Below are 17764 nucleotides of genomic sequence, written 5' to 3'. Positions count from 1 at the left end.
AGTTTATTTAATTTTACTTAATTGGTTGGTGGGCTTATCCTGCCCCCATATTTGTTGATTAGGCGATTTTTATCGCGTTCTTTTATTAGTTTCGGTGAGGTTATTATGTTCGCTTCTATCTTTCCTGTTTTCAAAGGATTTGTAATTGGTGCTGGATTGATCATTCCAATAGGCGCTCAAAACTCTTACGTGCTTAGTCAAAGCATTAAGCGCAACCATCATTTAGTCGCAGCCACTATCTGTATCGTTTGTGACTTTTTACTGATGTCATTTGGTGTGTTTGGTGGCGGTGCAATCCTTAATAGTAATGACTTTTTAGCGCTACTCATTAATTGGGCTGGTATCGCGTTTCTAACGGTATATGGCTTTATATTTTTTAAAAGCTTTTATCAGGCGAATAAAGATTCAATGGTAAAAGAGATCACACCTAAAACGCGTAAAGCGGTGATATTCACCACGTTAGCGGTAACTCTTTTAAATCCACATGTATATCTTGATACTGTGGTGATTATTGGTAGCATCAGTGGTAGTTATCCAACGAGCGAAAAATATACGTTTTTAATTGGTATTATGTTGGCGTCTTTAGTGTGGTTTTATTCACTATCTTTTGCCGCAGCAAGAATGTCTAATTGGCTATCACAACGGAAAGTGCAGAGAATTATAAATTTAGTTGTGGCGATGATAATGTGGCTAATCGCCTGGTCTTTATTTAATACGTTATAGTAAAAACTGAAAACTTTACCTGAAACTTAACGCCTTAAGCTGTTTATCGGCCAACGATTAATATACAAATTGTTGGCCGTTCTCGCCAAAATTCAAATTAAGCCTATAATTTTAACAAACAATAAATTTTAGTAATTGAGAGCTTAATGGCTGACCCTGCAACTGATACAACCAATGCTGCTGAAAATGCTACATCTAAAGGCTTTGATGCCAAAGACCTAATTAAAGATGAGCTTGATTTGGTCAATCGCCTCTATGATTTAACAATCGAATTTTTTGCTAATTACACCATGCAGCTGATTGCTGCATTTGTTATTTTCCTTATTGGTTACTTTATCGCTGGAAAGGTATCAAATTGGGTTTTACGACTTTGTGAAAAGCACAATCTTGATGTTACCTTAAGTCGTTTTATAGCCAATGCAACCAAAATGATATTGGTTGTTCTTATTGCGATAATTGCATTAGGTAAGTTAGGCGTCAGCGTAACACCGTTTGTTGCCACACTCGGCGCATTATCCTTAGGAGCAGGTCTTGCATTACAAGGACTCTTGGCGAACTATGCCGCTGGCTTTAATATTATTATTATTCGACCATTTGTGGTCGGCGATACCATAACGGTGCATGGTGTTACTGGCGTGGTTCAAGAAGTCCTTCTTGCTTATACAATACTCATTGATGAAGATGGCGTAGAAATTACCGTACCTAACAAACATATTGTCGGAGAAATACTGCACAATTCTCATCATGATTCGTTATTAGAGTTAAAAGTTGGTATTGCCTACGAGCATGATCCGATACAAGTTATCGAGATGTTGAAACCGGTTGTCGCAGCAATTGATGAAGTTAGTTCAACCAAAAATCCGCTAATAGGCATAGACGAATTTGCTGATAGTGCCATTGTCATCGGGATCAGGCTTTGGGTGCCAACTGTAAATTACTACGCATCTAAATATGTTGCTTATGAACATGTCTACAAAGCGTTAGATGCTGAAAATATTAAAATTCCATTCCCACAACGTGATATTTATATTAATAAAGGGTAACGGTTCACTATTAGTAAATTACCTCTTTAAGTTGAGTTAATATTAGATTAATGTGTGTTTTAAAATTGCTAAAGGCGTGATCTGAGCGCTTTTACGCAACTATTTTCCGTCTCACTATTGTAAGTTAACATCAAAGAGATAATTACATGACATTAACCCAGTTTATTGAATTATTAGAAAGTAACCCGCAGACCGTTTCCTTTGCCCAGACGATGCAAGTGATTGCAGATAACTATCGCTATCAAGCAAGTCAGTTTGTTAACGGTGAATTAGACAATGCAAGTGGCACTAATGAAGGGTCGTGTAAGATTTTTGCATTTGCTCAATTAAACAACTTAACCGAGCAACAGACCCTACATTGCTTTGGTGACTATTATCGTGTTGATGTGCTAGAGCACCCAAACGGTGATGATCATGGCAATATTCGAAACTTTATCAAAACAGGTTGGCAGGGCATTAAGTTTGATGGTGTTGCATTAGAGCTTAATTAGCTTATTGATACTGATCTAATATTTAGATGATAACGTAAAGTATATGGAGCTTTTTAGGGTCTCATAACTAATGTTAACAACTTACGCTAACAACTATTTAAAATAAGAATTAATGGAATATTTTACTGCGCTAACTCGACAATTTGTCATAAGCTGTTTATTACTAAGCTGTATTCAGTTTGCCTGGGCAAATGATGGTACCCTTATGTCGGTTGATACATCTGCTGGTAAACCACGTTGGGAAGCTGGAGTTTTTACCGCAGCTTTTCGTGGCCCTATTTACCCTGCCGCTAAAGATTATCAAAATAAATTTTTGCCGATACCGTTTGCTATCTATCGTGGTGAAAAAATTCGCCTTGGTGACGAGTCTATCGTCAAAGCTATTGCGGTTGAGAAAGAAAGGTTTAAACTCGATGTTTCATTAGGCGGAGCCTTTAACGCCGATTCAGATAAATCAAAAATTAGAGAAGGGATGCCTGATTTAGATGTGATGATGGAAGTAGGCCCTAAAGCTAGTTTTTTATTAGACTCAGGCGCTGCTGATGAAACCTGGCTTAATTTGCAATTTCGTTCGGTATTTTCTACTGACTTTGAGTCTGTAGAGCATCGTGGTTATTTGTTTCAACCTGAAATCGCTTTTAGAAGAGATAACGTGTTTTTCGATAACTCCCGTTTCTTTTTAAGTTTCTCGTCGATTTGGGCAACAAAGGAAACACATCAGTACTTTTATGATGTCGAGCAGCAATATGTTACAGAGCAGCGCGGCTTTTATGAAAGCTCCGCAGGTTATCTTGGTAGTAAGTTTTCAATTGCTAATCGAGTAAATATAAGCCCTAAGTTTTTAATCATGTTTGGTGTGCAATTCGGTTTATGGCAAGGCGCTGAAAACGAAGATAGTCCTTTATATCAAGATGATTTTACCTATGCTGCAATTCTTGGCTTTAAGTGGACACTAATGCAAAGTGATAAAAGGATTAATTAACTTAGTTATATAAGTCGCCGATTATTAAAAGCTCTATATAATTATCTTTTAATGAAATCTGGTCATACCTGTTGGTTTGCGTTATGTTTAGTTAATAAATCATTCCATTTGTAGAGTCCTGTTCACGTGAGCAATAATATTTCAGCGACAAAAACTAAAGATATCGTTGAACAAAAATCTATTTTCATAGAGCAAAGTGATTATAAGTTGCATCTTCGTCATATTTATAAATGCCAAGGTGGTGTCCCGGTATTGATGGTTCACGGCATGATCGAAAACGGCCGAATATTTTACTCTGAAAGTGGCAAAGGCTTTGGTTGCTATTTGGCTGAACAAGGATTTGATGTTTATGTATTAGACCTTCGCGGCCGTGGTAAGAGTATACCGCTGATTAACGTTGAAGCTGATCATGGTCAATACGAGAGTATTACTGAAGATATCCCAAAAGCGATAGATTATATTGCCGCCAAAACAAAACAATCATTACATTTAGTAAGCCACTCTTGGGGTGGGGTACTTGTCGCAAGTGTTTTAGTTCGACATCCTGAATTAACCGACAAAGTTCGTTCTAATCTTTGTTTTGCCAGCAAACGATCTATTATTCATAAAAGCTTTGAGAAACGATTAAAACTCGATTTTTTCTGGAATTGGCTAGCCCCTAAAATTGCTAAACGTAAAGGTTATTTAGATGCCAAAGCGCTTAAATTTGGGGCCGATAATGAAACGCTTGGCTCGCTTGCCCATTGTGTTGCTTGGGTCAATATTAGCGACTGGCATGATCCGTTTGATGGCTTTGATTACTTTAGTGCTGCACAGGAATTTAGCTGGCCACCAACGTGGCACTTAACGGGTATCAGAGATACGATATTGGGTAATCAGATAGATGTTAAGCACTTTATTAAAGAGTGTAATGATAAAAGTGCCAAGTTTACTTTGCTAAGCAAGCAAAATGGAAACTTAGTCGATTATGACCACAATAATATTTTAACTCACCCTCGCGCCCATGAAGACCACTTCCCTAAAATTATTCACTGGCTTAATTCGCTTTAACTAGTCCGCGCAAATGATGGTCTCGGTTTTAGATAAACCTTTGAATTAAATATTTGATTGCTATACTAAAAATTACAATCACAAAATAAACATATAAATACCGTCGTTAAGAGCAACGACCAATTAAAGACTAAGGATTCAATATGCGCTTTTTATCCCGCCGATTGGTGATGCCAAATGACTTAAATTACGCTAACTCACTTTTTGGTGGCAGGGCCTTAGAATGGATTGATGAAGAGGCCGCAATATACGCAATTTGTAAATTAGAAACCAATGTTTTGGTCACTAAACATATTGGTGAAATAAATTTTGAATCACCGGCGTTACAAGGCGATATCGTTGAATTTGGATTAGTGACAAAAGCAGTAGGTCGAACATCAATCACAGTTAGCTGTTTAGTAAGAAATAAAGCGACAAAAAAAACTATCTGTTTTGCCGATGATATTGTTTTCGTTCAGGTTGATCCAAAAACCAGAGCTCCCGTTGCTCATGGTAAAACAACAGAGCAATTGATAGGTCAAACGGAAAGAGAATTACGTGCGATGAATATGCTCGATTAGTACGGTTTTTTAGGCTCCGACAATGTCAATGGTCAGCCGCTGTTTAGCTGTTGTTTATTCCTCGTGGGGTAGGTTAGCTGTATTCAACTAAAGCGTTGCTTTGACCAGTCGCGCTGTTGCTCTGGGGTTTTAAATGTCCAGGCGATAAAGCGGCTAGTTTTATTTCCTTGGGCCATTGTCACTGTTTTGCTGATAGTAACACCTGCCTTTTTAAGCGTTTGCTTTAATGGTTTTAAATTTTCTTTTTTTGAGATCAAACAGCTAAACCATAAAACTTGTTGCTGAAAATATTTACTTTCATTAATCATTCTACGAACGAAGGTCACCTCTCCACCATCGCAAAATAGTTCTGCATTTTGGCCGCCAAAATTAAGTTTAACGGCAGAGCTTCTTTGCCTGTTATTACTATCTTTAGCTAGTTTTTCATCGGCGCTTCTAGTAGCGCTTTTATTTAGATTTTGCCATTTTCGACTCGTACCTTTATCCGCATCTTGCTGCGATGAATGAAACGGCGGGTTGCACAAAGTGATATCAATAAGCTCATGTTTTTGGATGATGTTATTAAAATAATTCTTAGCGTTATCTTGCTGGCGAGTCTCTATATTCTCTAGTCTATTACCGTCAATTATCGCTTGGCAGTTTTTAATCGATACAGGGTCAATATCGCTACTGATAAAGTGCCAATCATATTCTCGATTGCCCAATATTGGATACACAAGACTTGCTCCAGTGCCTAAATCGAGAGCTTTAACCGAGCCTGCTTTTGGTTTTCTATTATTGTTGGTATTAAATAATAAATCAGCAAGGTGATGAATATAATCTAGTCGACCAGGGATTGGCGGACATAAATAACCTGCAGGCAAGCTCCAATGTTTTAACTGATAATCGCAATAAAGCATTGCTTTGTTAAGTTCAATAACGGCTTTAGCATCAGAAAAATCAATGGTGTGTTTTTCTCGACTGACTTTGACAAAAGGCTTTAAGTTTGGATTAGCAGCAGCTAAAACGTCAAAGTTGTAGTCTTTTTTATAACGATTGCGAGGATGCATATTATTGTTTAGAAATTAAGACTTTCGGCCAATTTTAAATTGACCGCTTTGCAAAAACTGTATCGCTTCAGGTCGTTTCTTGCCGATTAGAATTGGGCCGTCATCCATCATTAAAAAGTTCTTCCAACAACGCTTAAAGGCACCCCAATTGCATTCGATAACTTGCTTGCGACTATTGCAGTAATAAACCGTGGTATTATCTTGCCAGTCGATGGCTTGCATTATTTCTTCAGGAAGACTGTCGTCATCACTTTCCCAGCGGGTTTGCCACTCGCCAGTTTCTGTCCAATTATTCTCATCAAAAGGCCAATCTCCTTTTTTGAAAAAGTCAGGGTGATCTACTTGCCTAGAGATGAATTGTGACCACAACCCTGTCGAGCGATCTGTGGACATAGGTTTTATAGCTTTTAGATCTAGTTCACTGATAGGCAGAGCTTTAAAACGAAAAGCCCAACCGTGTTTAAGATCATCGATAGCAATATAACTCATGAAAATGTGTAGTCTCTGTATTTTAAGTATCAACAGATTATATCAATAGTTTTCCATCTTCGCTTGTATAATCATTGATAAATTATCCTGGTGAGCTGGATATATTCGTACACAAGGCCTTTCGGAATTGTTATGATCATCAAGGTCAATGTTGGAGAGAGTTATGTCATCAGATAAGTTTGGTACGAGTGCCAATTATAAACGCAAAGAAGCCGGTTACAGAGATCAGGCATTAAAATTATTCCCTTGGGTTTGTGGTCGTTGTGCACGTGAGTTTGAATATTCAAATATTCGCGAGTTAACTGTACACCACTTAGATCATGATCATACTAATAATCCCAATGATGGCAGCAATTGGGAGTTATTGTGTATTTATTGTCATGACAATGAACATGCAAAATATACTGATCAAGAACAATACACTCGGGAAGTTACTGCCGGCGATCACAATCAAGATAGTGCAACCTACAACCCTTTTGCCGATCTAAAATCGATGCTCAAAAAATGATAGAAATGACAGAAATGACAGAAATGATAAAAATGAGAATTACTAATGTCTAAATTTTTCTTTAAAGGTCGCCCTGATATCATGGGGAATTATGGTAAAGCTGGCTATGCGCCTAAACCGGCAACCAAGCTTGGTAGTGCAGCGCAGCCGTTGAATCTAACTGTGGTTAACGAACAACGTTATGCCGAAGTATTAGCGATTATTGAAGAGCATGATTTTATTGCGAATATCACAATAGATGAAGATGCAGAGGAAAACCTGCTTGAGCTAGATGCAGTAATGAATAAGCCCAAAACTCAAGTATTTGAAAAAACACCTAAGCGTAATGACCCATGCAGTTGTGGAAGTGGCAAAAAGTTTAAAAAGTGTTGTGGGCAATAACCACGAAGTTGTCCATACAGTGCGCTAGAGAGGGCAAAAAAACTATAGGCTTTAAAACGCAAACGCAAACGCAAACGAAAGCGCTAAGCAATTAACTCTTTGGCAATAAGTTTCAATAGAAACGTCTCTCGTTCAATCGACATACCTTTTTTGTCGCTGTTAGCGATAGTATTTTCATTGTGGCGAATTGCCTGATAAATATTGACCCACATAGGCGTCATGCCGTTTTCTAATTCGTGAGGTTCAAGTTTGTTTGGACCTAAATCATCATCAATCTCACAGGTATAGCAAAACGATTCCATGTGCATAATATCGAAGTCATCTTTATACCAAGGACGAAACTCTTCATAGCGACCGAAAGGTTTAATGTTGCGAATATTTTTTGCGCCAGTCTCTTCAATTAGCTCTCTGACTAACCCTTGCTGAAAATTTTCACTTTCATCGACACCGCCACCAGGCAAAGAGTAATCATGGTAGCATTCGGTATAAAGTAACAATATATCTTCACCATTTAAAATAATGCCTCGCGCCGCCTGACGATGAAAGCTAGTATCGCATTGGTTGGTAATATTCGGGTGTCTGGTACTTCGTAAAAGTCGCATATTATTTTCGCTTATTTAACTATTTATTGCTGTTTTTGATATTGATTTTGATTTTGATTGCGCCTGTGTTTGCCTTAGTTTGCGCTGATTTTATACAGCGGACCATCATGTTCGACTTGGGTTAAATACAATCTTAAATCAAATTCTAATTGATGATAGTTTGGCAACATATGTTCGCATAATTTATAAAATGCTTTGTTATGCTCGCGCTCTTTAATATGTGCAAGTTCATGAACGACGATCATTTGTAAAAATTCCAGTGGCGTATTCTTAAACATTGATGCGACACGTATTTCATTTTTCGACTTTAACTTACCGCCATGTGCCCGAGTAACATAACTATGAAGCCCTAAAGCATTGTTAATGACATGAATTTTACCGTCGAAACATACCTTACTCAGAGGTTGAGACTTTTTTAGGAACTGATTTTTTATGGCTATGGTAAATTCTCGCAACTGGTTATCATTGCCGATATGGTGTGGCATTGGATATTTATTGAGAAGAAAGTCTTTCAGTTTTTCTTGTTTTATCAGCTTTTCTACTTGCCCCTGAATATCTTCAGGGTAACTTGAAATATATTTTAGGTTTATCGACATAAAGGTTACCTATGATACGTAAATAATTGAATCAGGCTAATGTAGTTTAAGTACTGTAATTAAAAACAAGGCGATATTTTATCAGCTTTTACAATTTACTACTGTATAATAATGGCAACTTTGTTTTTAATATTTGTAGGCCCGTAAATGACTAAATCCCCAAAATACAGTTTTCGTGTTGTTGAAAAACGCAATGGTACTTGGACTGCTGAAATTCAACGTCAAGCGACGGCAAAGAAAAAAGTCGTATCAAAACGTGAAACTGGCTTTGCTACTGAAGCAGAAGGTGGCGCATGGGCAGAAAAACAATTAGCAGAAATTCTTGCTAATCATGTTGAGAAAAACAAACGTAATGCCGAGCAAAGAGCTAAACGTTTACTAGATAATCCCGAGTTAGCGGCAAAAAAAGCAGAGCAAAAGGCTCTTAAAAAAGCTGAAAAAGAAGCCAAAGCCCAACAACTTGCGAAACAAGCGGCTGAAGCGGAATTAGATAAAGATGCAACGCCTGAACAATTACTGGCAGCGGCAGAGCAAGCCGAGATCGCAGCATTAATGCAAGATGATGAAGATGATGAATTATCAGATAAGCCTAAATTTGATTTTGAAGTCGCACTTGAAGAAGATGCAATTGCTGAAAAAGAAGAAAAAAAGAAGCGTAAGCAGGGGAAAAAAACACTAGCGGTCAAAGCTAATGAAACGCCCGAAGAGTCAACAGAAGTAGAGGACAACTCTCAAACAGTCGACGGAGCCGATGAAATTAATGATATTTACCGCAGTGGTAAATAGATTAACTTAACTAGAGTATCCGTATAACTTTATGAGTTTAGGTCGATCTCGTCTTGATACTTTACTGGCAGAAAAGTTAAAGATTAAACGTAAAGATGTTCGCTTGTTGCTCGCCAAGCAACAAGTGAATGTTGATGGCCGTAGAGCCAAAGATGTCGATTTAATTGTCGATAAATTTTCATTCATCACCGTCGATGAAATGGTCGTTCAAGACAATCCTGCCCATTATATCATTCTCAACAAACCGATAGGTGTCGTCAGTGCAACAACTGATGACATTCATCAGACCGTTATTGACCTGCTCGATTACCCATTTAAAGATCAACTGCATATTCTAGGGCGACTTGATCTAAATTCTAGTGGTTTATTGTTGCTTACCAACGATAGCCGGTTTTCACAACGGTTAATGCACCCGCAAGCAAAAGTAAGTAAAACTTATCAAGTGACTTTAGACAAGCCACTAACGGAAGATATGATAGAAGCGTTTGCAAGGGGCATGTATTTTGAGTTTGAGGATATTACAACTCAGCCCGCTAAGTTAGAAATAATCTCTGAACATGTTGCTCAAGTCACATTAACTGAAGGGCGTTATCATCAGATTAAGCGTATGTTCGGTCGCTTTCGAAACCAAGTTGTAGCGCTGCATCGAGATGCCATCGGACGGTTAACACTCGATGAAACATTAAAGCCTGGTCAAAGCCGAGAACTCAGCGCTAAAGAGTTGTCTTTTTTTGCCGCAAAAGATAACTGATTTAAGCGTATTTTTGACTATAATGAATAACATCTAGCTGCTTGTTTTAAAAACATTAATTAATTGATTTCTAATGGTTAAATAATGTTGTTCAATGGTTGTTGAAATGTAAGAATGAAGAGACATTTATCTACTTTTCATTATGGGTAAATTTTTAACGTATTGCTTTACGATATCGTCAATAAGGTAAGTAAGTTCATGAGTAACATCATCGATATATCACAGTTAACTTTTGCTTGGGATAGCAAAGCCGATTTTCAATTTCAGATTGATGATTTTTCCGTTGTCCAAGGCGAAAAACTGTTTTTACGAGGTCCAAGTGGCAGTGGTAAAACAACCTTGTTAAGTCTTTTAAGCGGCGTTACCGCAGGACAGCAAGGTCATTTGAGAATTCTTGATAACGATTTATCAAAAATGACGTCAAGCCAACGAGACCAATTTCGCGCTGATCATATCGGCGTCATATTTCAAATGTTTAACCTGATCCCTTATTTAACTACGATAGAAAACGTGCTGCTTTCATGTCATTTCTCACCTCTTAGAAAGAAGCGAGCATTGCAAAATTCGGACAGCTTAGATCAAGAAGCGATTCGTTTGTTATCCCATCTTGATATGGGAGACGAGCATCTGCTGCATAAACCAGTAAATGAGTTAAGTATTGGTCAGCAACAACGTGTCGCGGCAGCTCGCGCTTTAATGGGGGCTCCGGAGTTAATTATTGCAGACGAGCCAACCTCATCTCTTGATGCAGATCGTTGTCATTCGTTTTTAGAGTTACTGTTTAAAGAATGTGAAGCCGCAGGCTCTACCTTAGTTTTTGTTAGCCATGATTTAAGATTAAAGAGTGACTTTGATCGCAGCGTTGCACTATTTAGGCAAAAGTCAGCAACGTCAATTGATACCGTTAGTATTGTTAAAGATGAGGTGGCCTAATGGCAATTGCAAATTTAGCGATTAAGAGTTTTCGTAACCGTAAACTTACGGTTTTATTGACTGTATTTTCTATTGCTTTAAGTGTCGCGCTACTGATCGCCATAGAAAAAGTAAGGGTACAAGCCAAAGACAGTTTTACTAATACTATCTCCGGCACAGATCTTATTGTTGGTGCGCGCACAAGCTCAGTCAACTTATTGTTGTCATCAGTTTTTCAAATGGGCAGTGCAACCAATGGCATTAAGTATGAATCCTATGAGGAAATTATAGATAACGATATGGTTGCCTGGTCGATCCCTTTTTCTTTAGGTGATACCCATAAAAGTTACCGAGTGATTGGCACATCCGAAGATTATTTTAAACATTATAAATACGGTATTAAACAAAGTTTAGAAACGTCGAAAGGCCATTGGTTTAAAAACAACACTGACGTAGTAATCGGTAATGAAGTTGCTAGAAAGTTAGGTTATGAAGTTGGCGATAATATCATTATCTCTCATGGAGCAGGTGATAGTTATATTGATCACGATGAGCATCCGTTAACCATTTCGGGGATTTTAAGCCCAACATCAACGCCAATAGACAGAAGCTTATTTATGAGTTTAGAAGGTGTCGAAGATTTGCATGTTGAACAAAAAATCATGGCTCAAGGCTACGATCCATTTTTATCAATTAACGTAGAAAGTGAAGCAAGACCTCAACAGCCTAAAGGCCAGGTGAAGCTGCACGAAGAGCACGACTCACATGAACATGAATCACATGAGCATGAGGAACACGATGCTGACACGCATGAACACGAGCATGTAAATGAAGAACACGGTGTAGAGGCGCATGGTCATGAGCATGTAAATGAAGGCCACGGTGTAGAGGCGCATGGTCATGAGCATGATTCTCATGGCAATGATTCTCACGGCTATGACTCTCACGGCTATGACTCTCACGGCTATGACTCTCACGACCACGCTAATCATGTACACAGTGCTGATGTTATCACTGGCTTCTATTTAGGTTTAAAGCAACGCCCACAAGCGTTGTCGATGTTGCCAGTGGTCAATAAATATGAAGGCGAAGCGTTAATGGCTGTGATGCCAGGTGTGGCGCTACTTGAATTGTGGTCAATGTTGTCCGTTGTTGAACAAACACTCTTTGCTATTTCAATGCTTGTGGTCATTATTAGTTTAGCGAGTATGCTAATTATTTTGCTAAACAGCTTGAATCAACGTCGCCGTGAAATGTCTATACTAAGAGCGATAGGAGCAAGACCAAGTCATATCTTTTCATTAATGATGGGAGAAGCGTTTGTAATTATTAGCACCGGTTTAATTTGTGGTGTTGGTTTTCTTTATGGAATTTTATTCGCTGTTAAACCTTTTATCCTTGAACATTTTGGTGTTTACTTAAGTGTAAATGCACCATCGTCGCAAGAGCTGTTCTTAATGGCATTAGTCGGCATTGCGGGTATGTTAATTAGCCTATTTCCAAGTATTCAAATATATCGATATGCATTATCCGATGGCATGTCAGTTAAAAGTTAAAATTAAGGTAGTACATATGAAAAAATTTATCGCAATGATTGCTTTATCAGCAACTGTCTTAGTGACGCAAGTACATGCTAACGAAGGTAAAGAAATTAAAGAGATTAACTGGTCGACGTTAAACGAGCATGTGGTAAAGAAAGAAGTTGAAAATCCTTTCGAAGATATGTCTATTGAACATATTCGTATGATGCAGCAAATTGCTATTGTGGATGATTACTTAGCCAACGGTGATGAAGTTGATGAAGAGTCAATGAAAATTGCCAATACGGCTCGTAAAACATTAGCAGACGCCGGTATTGATATTGAAAAATTATTTGCCCAACGAGAAGCGATCATTACTCAACGTACACAAGAGTTCGAATCAACTAACCCTGCTCTTGATAATCAGAATGTCGCCATGCGTGGTTTTTTATTACCTATCGAATTTGAAGGTAAAAAGCTAAAAGAGTTTTTATTAGTCCCTTATGTTGGTGCTTGTATTCATGAACCAGCACCGGCGCCGAATCAAATTGTTTATGCCAAACTGCAATCACCAATTGAAGTTGAAAATTTAACTACGTTTACCGGTGTAAATATCAAAGGTTTGATGAAGAATAAATCAACGGCACCTGAACTAAACTTAGTTGATGGCAGTAAAAATATCCCAACGAGTTATACCTTAGAAGTATCCGATGTTGAATTTATTGACCCATATGCGAGCAGTAAATAACAGGTTAAGGCGTTGACTGAATTTAGTATTGAGACTGAAAGATTACTGATTAGAAAGCTTACGCTCTCAGACGCCGACTTTATTTTACAATTGTTGAATGAGCCTGATTTTCATAAATATATTGGTGATAAGCAGGTAGTTGACCGTGAATCGGCCATCAATTATATAAAAAATGGCCCACATCAAATGTTTCGCGAACATGGCTTTGCTCTACATTTGGTTGAATTAAAAGATTCAAACACAGCAATTGGCATATGCGGCTTATTGCAGCGTGAAGGTCTTGATAGTGCTGATTTAGGATTCGCTTTTCTACAGAAGTACTATCAACAAGGTTTTGGTTTTGAATCAGCTCAGGCAATTATCAATGATCATTTTTCTCATGTTATTGATGGCGCCTTGACTCAAATAGACAATAACCTTGACTTGCAAATTCTCGCGGTAACTTCACTCGATAATGCGGCATCAATAGCGCTGCTGGAAAAACTAGGCTTCAAGTTTAAAACTCAAATATTTCTACCTGGCTATAAAGAACTAAGTAACTTATATGCAATAACTGCAGATATTTACTCTATCTAACTCAAATTACGGAGCGTTTATGTTATTCAGGACTCATCGATTACAAGCTGCTACTAAAATATCACTATTGTTTCTATGTGTGTTGTGTAATGCAATAATCGGCAATGCCTATGCAAATGAAGTGAACGGAGTCGATTCAGCTAGCAGCGAAGATAAGCTGGTGAATGTTCAGTTAACACAACAAGATGTGGACGCACTAAAATTAGGTCAGAAACTTCAACAGGCAATGCAGGCGATAAACCTTCCTAATGACCCTGCATCAATTCATAAAATAACCGCATTAGGTTGGGACCAAAGGTATTACGTGATGATACGTGGTTGGTTAGTCTTGCAATTGCAAGCCGATCAAAGTGCTTATACCGGTAGCCAATCACAACAACTGCTTGGCGATCGAATCGAGTTTTTGAAGTTAGCGATTCGAACAATTGATCTTGAGTAGAGCGAAATTAGTTATTCAATGCGAGCTTAGTTAACGTTTTCGAAAACACGTTATACGCAAAAATATAGATTAAAAACACCACTAAAATTAGATTTAGCGACATCGCGGCAAACAAGTCAGGCGCTTTCATAAAAGTACTCATCAAGGATTCTTGATAATAGAAAAACCATTGATGATTGTCGGGAAAAACGACTGTGTGTAAGTAGTAAAATACTTTTGTAAAGCCAAACGTGATAAACACCAATACCACAGAGACTAACAAAGTTAATATTGCTGCCGCTTTAGCCTTAAAATTTGGCGTTGGTGATTTAGTTTTTATATAAAAGATGGTCAAAATCAGAAATACTAGTCCTGCGATGATCCACACAATAAATAATTTATCAATTAAATTGGCCACATCTTGTAGGTGAATAACCTCAGCTTCAGTGAACAACAATGCACTGCCCCCATTGGTTTTGAAAGATATTTTATCTAGACCTGCGCCATGATTATTAATTGAATCAACTACTTGTTGAAATAGCTCGACATGCTGTCTTTTATCCGTATTTACGAAGCTACCTTTACCAAAACGGTTTTGTGGCGCATACCGGTCAATATGAGATTCAATCTCTAGCGTTTCATACCAAAATGAGTAAGTGAAATTGAGTTCACTATTTACTTTCCAACTTAAACCTATAGAAAAAATTAGCCCACTGAATGCGAACAAGATCCACAAGAATGCGTTACGATTGACAATTTTTCTTAAAATATTATTCATTTAATTTTCAGGGCTTATTCTAGATTTAAAGGAGTAAATACTAATTCCTTTTCAATTGCTTGCTATAGAACTTTGTATGTTTGTACAACTAAATTTAAGTCGTAATCAGCTTTTCTACTAATGTAGAAATTTGACATAACCGCTATTCAAACCTAGATTTTGATATGACTCAAGCATTTTGTTTCATAGATAGAAATAAAATGTAAAAAGGAAGACGAAGGGAATTTATCGTGCTTAATAATAGAAAACACTATTTGCAAGTGGTCGCGTTTGATCAGGTTTTAGCAAAACACTGTAGGGACGAATTGCTACCATATTGTGAGCTTGAAAATGTTTATGACATGGCGGAATTAGAATGTTCTGCAAGCAATGCTGAGGCTATTATTTATGTAATGGATTATACCTGTGCCACTCATTTACATAATATAGAGTTTATTCGAGAAAAATTTCCCCAATCACTTTTATTTGTTGCAGCCACTGCTGTTTCTATTCCTCTATTACATTCAGCAATTCACTTAGGTGTGAATGATGTGTTTTTATTTCCTTTTTCAGAGGAAGATAAAGTTTCGTTTATTTGTAAAATACAAAAAGGCACCAGCATCAAATGTCATAGTGATGAGTTAGAGGCTCACCATCAAGCTTGTTGTAGCGAAGTTACCCGAGATAACCCTATGTCTACTTTGCTAGATATTATTGAAAAAGACTATGCTAAAGGTCCTTCATTGCAGGATTTATCTCATGATATTCATCTGAGCCCAAGTCGCCTATGCCATATGTTTAAAGATATTTGTGGGATAACTTATAGTCATTATTTAATTTGTCGAAAACTCGAAGAGGGCGAACGATTATTGAGTGAAAATAAAAACTCTATTACGACTATTGCCTATCAACTTGGTTTTTCAAACCCTTCACATTTTAGTCGTAGCTTTAAAGAGCACTTTAATTTAACACCAAATGCTTATGCCCAAGGTGGTAGAGATGTTACGCAAAGCGCGACATATATAAGATATCAACGCTTGAGATCTGAATTATTGCCTAATCTAGCGCATCATCATATTGCCAATTCAATGCGAAATAAGGTTGCTAGTAGTGCGTAGTAATCGCCGGTATTCTTTTTGCAGAAGTATACCGTTAGTGTCATCAATGCTAATTTTATTAGTTTCACCAATTGCATTTTCTAGTGCGCAATTGGTTAATGACCCACAATTATTAACCAATGTTCCTGTCGATATAAGTACTGCAGGTACAAGGAACGTTGCAAACGATCAGGCAATACATACAACCAGTACATATCAGTATTTAATCACTGAAAGTGGAAAGTCGCGATTATGGTTTGAGCGAGACAACTTATCGTTATCTGGAATGTCGTTAGCTCGTCTATTGGCTGATTTAGGTTGGTATCAACCTAAAAGCTTGGTTTCTTCTATGGATGGAGCTAGAGAACAGCAAATAATTAAATTGGACCGCCAATTAACCAATGGGTTCGTTAAGTTGATGTCGATTGCTAATATTGATGAAACTCAAACAAATGAAACCTCAAACGCTTTGTATTTAGCCAACGTATTGCTTGATGCGATCAGCCAAGACAACACTGATGAGCTTTTACTGTCATTGATTCCTGAATATGACCAAATTAGTCAGCTTCGCAAGGCGATATCTGAGTATCGTTATTTGGCTAAGCACCCATGGCCTAAACTGAATAGTTCGTTTAAACCTAAACTAGGACAAAGCCATAAGTATGTAAAAGGTATTCGTGAAATATTAACAATACTTGGAGATATGCCGGAATCGGCACAAACTAAAACTCGATTAGATGTATTTGATTCGGTTGTTGTTGCATCATTAAAATCGTTTCAGCGTAGACACGGTTTGGAATCAGACGGAAAATTGGGGCCAAAAACTTATGCGGCATTGCAAGTGTCACCACAGCAAAGAGTAAAGCAATTGCAAGTGAACCTTTGGCGCTGGTTTGCTTTACCGTCCAAACCGCCAGAAAATTACCTTATGGTAAATATTCCAGGCTATCAACTCACTGTATTTGAGCAAGGTAGTATTAATTTTGATATGAAAGTGATAGTTGGTGATATCGAGAACCAAACACCGACAATGATCACTGAGATAAACCGAATCACCGTCAACCCAACGTGGACGCCAACATCTAATATTATTAAAAATGAATTGATCCCAGAATATAAGCAAGATTTTCTGTCGCTAAAACGCAAAAACTTCCAATTAGTAAAAGGTTACTGGAAAAACATTGTTACTCGCGAAATTGATGATCCGGGGCTTAATTTTAATGAATTACTTCGTTCTTACCGTTTAGTTCAAGCGCCCGGTGAAAATAATGCGCTAGGTTATTACCGTTTTAATATTCCTAACAATTATTCAGTCTACCTTCACGATACACCTGTAAAGTCACTTTTTGGCAGAGAGCAGAGAGCGTTAAGTCACGGCTGTATCCGTCTTGAAGATGCCAAAGGACTTGCTGAGTACCTGATAAAATCGGAAAACTCAGTTACTTTGCAGACGGCTCAAAGCGCACTGCAATCGGGAAAAACCACTAACTTCCCTCTAAATAAGGCTTTGCCAGTATTTATCACCTACCAAACAGCATGGATAGATAAGTACGGAAAATTGCGACTTTCACCGGATATTTATAATCTAGATCATAAAAAACAGAGCATCGCGCAACTTCGTGCAACAGTTAGCAATCCTGTGATAACCCTTTCACAAAATACGCTCTAACCTTAACCCCTGTCACTGATAGAAATATCGGTCTAATAATATGCAAAGAAAAGTGA

General features: G+C 37.8%; 22 protein-coding genes. 17 read left to right on the top strand and 5 right to left on the bottom strand.

Features of this window, described 5'->3' with window-relative positions; translation table 11 throughout:
- Window positions 1-105: 105 nt before the first annotated feature.
- From LT090_RS12065 to LT090_RS12040, 6 genes are all read left to right on the top strand, one after another.
- Window positions 106-723, top strand: a complete 618-nt coding sequence (locus LT090_RS12065) for a LysE/ArgO family amino acid transporter (protein WP_068545722.1) — start codon at window positions 106-108, stop codon at window positions 721-723.
- 146 nt (window positions 724-869) lie between these two features.
- Entirely contained in the window at window positions 870-1766 is an 897-nt protein-coding gene (locus LT090_RS12060) for a mechanosensitive ion channel family protein (protein WP_082897101.1), read from the top strand.
- Window positions 1767-1912: 146 nt separating this feature from the next.
- On the top strand, window positions 1913-2257 hold the full coding sequence (locus LT090_RS12055) for a HopJ type III effector protein (RefSeq protein ID WP_068545723.1): 345 nt from the start codon (window positions 1913-1915) through the stop codon (window positions 2255-2257).
- 112 nt (window positions 2258-2369) lie between these two features.
- Window positions 2370-3239, top strand: coding sequence for a MipA/OmpV family protein (locus LT090_RS12050; RefSeq protein ID WP_082897102.1), 870 nt, complete (start codon window positions 2370-2372; stop codon window positions 3237-3239).
- A 126-nt stretch (window positions 3240-3365) separates the two neighbouring features.
- A complete protein-coding gene (locus LT090_RS12045; protein ID WP_226996476.1) occupies window positions 3366-4289 on the top strand; it encodes an alpha/beta fold hydrolase in 924 nt (307 codons plus the stop codon).
- 143 nt (window positions 4290-4432) lie between these two features.
- On the top strand, window positions 4433-4849 hold the full coding sequence (locus LT090_RS12040) for an acyl-CoA thioesterase (protein ID WP_068545724.1): 417 nt from the start codon (window positions 4433-4435) through the stop codon (window positions 4847-4849).
- A gap of 83 nt (window positions 4850-4932) precedes the next feature.
- On the opposite strand, the gene rlmF is transcribed toward LT090_RS12040, so the two are convergent.
- Together rlmF and LT090_RS12030 are read right to left on the bottom strand one after the other, a co-directional pair.
- Complete coding sequence (rlmF, locus tag LT090_RS12035) at window positions 4933-5898, bottom strand: 23S rRNA (adenine(1618)-N(6))-methyltransferase RlmF (RefSeq protein WP_068545725.1); 966 nt, start codon at window positions 5896-5898, stop codon at window positions 4933-4935.
- A gap of 15 nt (window positions 5899-5913) precedes the next feature.
- Window positions 5914-6387, bottom strand: a complete 474-nt coding sequence (locus tag LT090_RS12030; RefSeq protein ID WP_068545726.1) for a DUF2947 family protein — start codon at window positions 6385-6387, stop codon at window positions 5914-5916.
- 163 nt (window positions 6388-6550) lie between these two features.
- Here LT090_RS12030 and LT090_RS12025 point away from each other — a divergent pair, with 163 nt between their 5' ends.
- Window positions 6551-6895 (top strand): YajD family HNH nuclease, encoded by a 345-nt coding sequence (locus LT090_RS12025; protein WP_068545727.1) that lies wholly within the window; start codon window positions 6551-6553, stop codon window positions 6893-6895.
- A 45-nt stretch (window positions 6896-6940) separates the two neighbouring features.
- Window positions 6941-7276: a PBPRA1643 family SWIM/SEC-C metal-binding motif protein gene (locus LT090_RS12020; RefSeq protein ID WP_068545728.1), complete on the top strand. Its 336-nt coding sequence runs from the start codon at window positions 6941-6943 to the stop codon at window positions 7274-7276.
- 83 nt (window positions 7277-7359) lie between these two features.
- Here LT090_RS12020 and LT090_RS12015 read toward each other — a convergent pair whose 3' ends face one another.
- Together LT090_RS12015 and LT090_RS12010 are read right to left on the bottom strand one after the other, a co-directional pair.
- Window positions 7360-7878 carry an NUDIX hydrolase gene (locus tag LT090_RS12015; RefSeq protein ID WP_068545729.1) on the bottom strand — a complete coding sequence of 173 codons (519 nt, stop codon included), beginning with the start codon at window positions 7876-7878 and terminating at the stop codon, window positions 7360-7362.
- Window positions 7879-7952: 74 nt separating this feature from the next.
- Entirely contained in the window at window positions 7953-8474 is a 522-nt protein-coding gene (locus LT090_RS12010) for a YgjP-like metallopeptidase domain-containing protein (RefSeq protein WP_068545730.1), read from the bottom strand.
- A 147-nt stretch (window positions 8475-8621) separates the two neighbouring features.
- On the opposite strand from LT090_RS12010, the gene LT090_RS12005 reads away from it, so the two are divergent.
- The 7 genes from LT090_RS12005 (at window position 8622) to LT090_RS11975 (ending at window position 14206) form a co-directional block, all read left to right on the top strand.
- Entirely contained in the window at window positions 8622-9260 is a 639-nt protein-coding gene (locus LT090_RS12005) for a DUF3622 domain-containing protein (protein ID WP_068545731.1), read from the top strand.
- Between the two features lie 31 nt (window positions 9261-9291).
- Entirely contained in the window at window positions 9292-10011 is a 720-nt protein-coding gene (locus tag LT090_RS12000; protein WP_068545732.1) for a pseudouridine synthase, read from the top strand.
- Window positions 10012-10209: 198 nt separating this feature from the next.
- Window positions 10210-10944 carry an ABC transporter ATP-binding protein gene (locus LT090_RS11995; protein ID WP_068545733.1) on the top strand — a complete coding sequence of 245 codons (735 nt, stop codon included), beginning with the start codon at window positions 10210-10212 and terminating at the stop codon, window positions 10942-10944.
- Window positions 10944-12479 carry an ABC transporter permease gene (locus tag LT090_RS11990; protein WP_068545734.1) on the top strand — a complete coding sequence of 512 codons (1536 nt, stop codon included), beginning with the start codon at window positions 10944-10946 and terminating at the stop codon, window positions 12477-12479. The genes LT090_RS11995 and LT090_RS11990 overlap by 1 nt, the downstream gene beginning before the upstream one ends.
- Window positions 12480-12495: 16 nt before the next feature.
- Window positions 12496-13191, top strand: a complete 696-nt coding sequence (locus tag LT090_RS11985; RefSeq protein WP_157726605.1) for a DUF3299 domain-containing protein — start codon at window positions 12496-12498, stop codon at window positions 13189-13191.
- A gap of 12 nt (window positions 13192-13203) precedes the next feature.
- A complete protein-coding gene (locus LT090_RS11980) occupies window positions 13204-13767 on the top strand; it encodes a GNAT family N-acetyltransferase (protein WP_068545736.1) in 564 nt (187 codons plus the stop codon).
- Between the two features lie 19 nt (window positions 13768-13786).
- Window positions 13787-14206: a hypothetical protein gene (locus LT090_RS11975; protein WP_068545737.1), complete on the top strand. Its 420-nt coding sequence runs from the start codon at window positions 13787-13789 to the stop codon at window positions 14204-14206.
- Window positions 14207-14213: 7 nt separating this feature from the next.
- Here LT090_RS11975 and LT090_RS11970 read toward each other — a convergent pair whose 3' ends face one another.
- Window positions 14214-14963 (bottom strand): lipoprotein intramolecular transacylase Lit, encoded by a 750-nt coding sequence (locus tag LT090_RS11970; protein ID WP_068545738.1) that lies wholly within the window; start codon window positions 14961-14963, stop codon window positions 14214-14216.
- A 230-nt stretch (window positions 14964-15193) separates the two neighbouring features.
- Between LT090_RS11970 and LT090_RS11965 the strand changes: the two genes are divergently transcribed.
- A complete protein-coding gene (locus LT090_RS11965) occupies window positions 15194-16060 on the top strand; it encodes a helix-turn-helix domain-containing protein (protein WP_068545739.1) in 867 nt (288 codons plus the stop codon).
- 46 nt (window positions 16061-16106) lie between these two features.
- Window positions 16107-17708: a L,D-transpeptidase family protein gene (locus tag LT090_RS11960; RefSeq protein WP_068545740.1), complete on the top strand. Its 1602-nt coding sequence runs from the start codon at window positions 16107-16109 to the stop codon at window positions 17706-17708.
- Window positions 17709-17764 lie beyond the last annotated feature (56 nt).

Source organism: Thalassotalea crassostreae (assembly GCF_001831495.1).
GTDB classification, from domain to species: domain Bacteria; phylum Pseudomonadota; class Gammaproteobacteria; order Enterobacterales; family Alteromonadaceae; genus Thalassotalea_A; species Thalassotalea_A crassostreae.
Note: the sequence above shows the minus strand (reverse complement) of the source record. Positions and strands in the feature narration are given on the sequence as shown.

Coding starts and splice junctions, on each gene's coding strand:
- LT090_RS12030 (WP_068545726.1), bottom strand. CDS start 6,387: ATGAGTTATATTGCTATCGATGATCTTAAACACGGTTGGGCTTTTCGT.
- LT090_RS12015 (WP_068545729.1), bottom strand. CDS start 7,878: ATGCGACTTTTACGAAGTACCAGACACCCGAATATTACCAACCAATGC.
- LT090_RS12010 (WP_068545730.1), bottom strand. CDS start 8,474: ATGTCGATAAACCTAAAATATATTTCAAGTTACCCTGAAGATATTCAG.
- LT090_RS11990 (WP_068545734.1), top strand. CDS start 10,944: ATGGCAATTGCAAATTTAGCGATTAAGAGTTTTCGTAACCGTAAACTT.
- LT090_RS12055 (WP_068545723.1), top strand. CDS start 1,913: ATGACATTAACCCAGTTTATTGAATTATTAGAAAGTAACCCGCAGACC.
- LT090_RS12050 (WP_082897102.1), top strand. CDS start 2,370: ATGGAATATTTTACTGCGCTAACTCGACAATTTGTCATAAGCTGTTTA.
- LT090_RS12005 (WP_068545731.1), top strand. CDS start 8,622: ATGACTAAATCCCCAAAATACAGTTTTCGTGTTGTTGAAAAACGCAAT.
- LT090_RS12060 (WP_082897101.1), top strand. CDS start 870: ATGGCTGACCCTGCAACTGATACAACCAATGCTGCTGAAAATGCTACA.
- LT090_RS11970 (WP_068545738.1), bottom strand. CDS start 14,963: ATGAATAATATTTTAAGAAAAATTGTCAATCGTAACGCATTCTTGTGG.
- LT090_RS12025 (WP_068545727.1), top strand. CDS start 6,551: ATGTCATCAGATAAGTTTGGTACGAGTGCCAATTATAAACGCAAAGAA.
- LT090_RS11975 (WP_068545737.1), top strand. CDS start 13,787: ATGTTATTCAGGACTCATCGATTACAAGCTGCTACTAAAATATCACTA.
- LT090_RS12040 (WP_068545724.1), top strand. CDS start 4,433: ATGCGCTTTTTATCCCGCCGATTGGTGATGCCAAATGACTTAAATTAC.
- rlmF (WP_068545725.1), bottom strand. CDS start 5,898: ATGCATCCTCGCAATCGTTATAAAAAAGACTACAACTTTGACGTTTTA.
- LT090_RS11995 (WP_068545733.1), top strand. CDS start 10,210: ATGAGTAACATCATCGATATATCACAGTTAACTTTTGCTTGGGATAGC.
- LT090_RS12000 (WP_068545732.1), top strand. CDS start 9,292: ATGAGTTTAGGTCGATCTCGTCTTGATACTTTACTGGCAGAAAAGTTA.
- LT090_RS12020 (WP_068545728.1), top strand. CDS start 6,941: ATGTCTAAATTTTTCTTTAAAGGTCGCCCTGATATCATGGGGAATTAT.
- LT090_RS11985 (WP_157726605.1), top strand. CDS start 12,496: ATGAAAAAATTTATCGCAATGATTGCTTTATCAGCAACTGTCTTAGTG.
- LT090_RS11960 (WP_068545740.1), top strand. CDS start 16,107: ATGCTAATTTTATTAGTTTCACCAATTGCATTTTCTAGTGCGCAATTG.
- LT090_RS12065 (WP_068545722.1), top strand. CDS start 106: ATGTTCGCTTCTATCTTTCCTGTTTTCAAAGGATTTGTAATTGGTGCT.